This is a genomic window from Streptomyces sp. NPDC005728, assembly GCF_040630895.1.
Classification (GTDB): domain Bacteria; phylum Actinomycetota; class Actinomycetes; order Streptomycetales; family Streptomycetaceae; genus Streptomyces.
On sequence record NZ_JBEXYL010000300.1, the window covers coordinates 1 to 1,240 of the forward strand.

The window sequence follows — 1,240 nt, forward strand, 5'->3', positions numbered from 1 at the left end:
GCGTTGCCGAACCACTTGTGGAAGTCGTACGTGTAGCCGGGGACGTGCTTCCAGCCGCCCGCCTTCAGGGACTGGCTGACGAAGTTGGTGCAGTCGCCGCCCGCGCCGTGCCCGTTGTAGTCCGGGTAGTCGGGGTTGTAGTTGTTCCAGTACTTCGTCGCGTACGACACCATGGCCTTGTAGTCATAGGTGCCGCCGGTGAGCGTCTTCCGGTTGGCGGGCGCGGGCCAGGTGGTCGACGCCCGGGGGGCGTCGGGCGGGCTGTCGTCGTCGGGGGCCTTCACGGCGACGGTCGGCTGCTTGGCGACCTGGTTGACCGCGAGGTAGCCGTTGTCCGTGTCGCGGACCCTGGTCAGCTGCCAGTTGCCCTGCCGGTCGGCCTTGAACGTCAGCTCGTGGTGGGCCTGGAAGCCGGTGGTCTTCGGCTCCTTGCCCGTGGCCTTCTCGTAGGTCAGCGTGGTGGTCTCGGTGACGTCGGCCTTGGCCGTACGGCCGGTCACCCGCGTCGCGTCCAGCGTGACCCGGGTGTTGCCGTCGCTGTACTTCTCGCCCAGCTTCGCGAGGCGGGACTGGCGGCCGCGCAGTTCGGTCAGCGCGGAGCCCTCCGCCCGCGACTGCGAGGCGGACAACGTGACGTCGCCGGAGAAACGGGACGTGGTGCGCTTCGTGGCGCCCTCGTCCACCAGGGCTTCCGTGCGGTCGGTGAAGACCGCGTCGGCCAGGCGCTGGAAGGTCGCCTTGGTGGCGGCGTCCACGGTCGGGTCGTCGACGACCGCAGCGCCCGCGCTCCAGTTGGGCACCAGGGCCACTCCGGCGACGACCGAGGCGGCGGCCACCGAGACTATGCCGGCGCGGCGCCCCTTACGGCTCAATCTTCTCGATTTCAATGATGTTCCCCTCTACACCGGTACACACCTACCGGGGAGACGCATCTTCGCACGGCATGCGTGTCGGTTGTGAAGGGGGTTACACAAGTGGAATCAGCAGTCCAGGCGCGTCACTTGACCACCGTGGCCCAGTCCGGCGACTGGGCCGGGTCCAGGCTGCGCAGGTTCGCCAGCGTCTGCGGCTTCTGTACGTCCATCCAGTCGGCCAGCTCCTTGAAGGAGACGCACTTGACGCCCTTTTTGGTGCACACGTCCTTCACGACCTGGTCGATGGCCTTCATGTAGATTCCGCCGTTCCAGTCCTCGAAGTGGTTGCCGATGAACAGCGGAGCGCGGCTGCCGTAGTACACGCG

Annotated in this window: 1 protein-coding gene and 1 pseudogene; both read right to left on the reverse strand. The window is 67.4% G+C overall.

Annotated elements, in window-relative coordinates:
- Positions 1 to 872: amidase domain-containing protein (locus ABZ471_RS48745; protein ID WP_359075640.1), on the reverse strand; the 872-nt coding region annotated here is incomplete at its 3' end.
- A 125-nt stretch (positions 873 to 997) separates the two neighbouring features.
- Positions 998 to 1,240, reverse strand: a pseudogene (locus ABZ471_RS48750) (hypothetical protein); the annotation flags it as partial.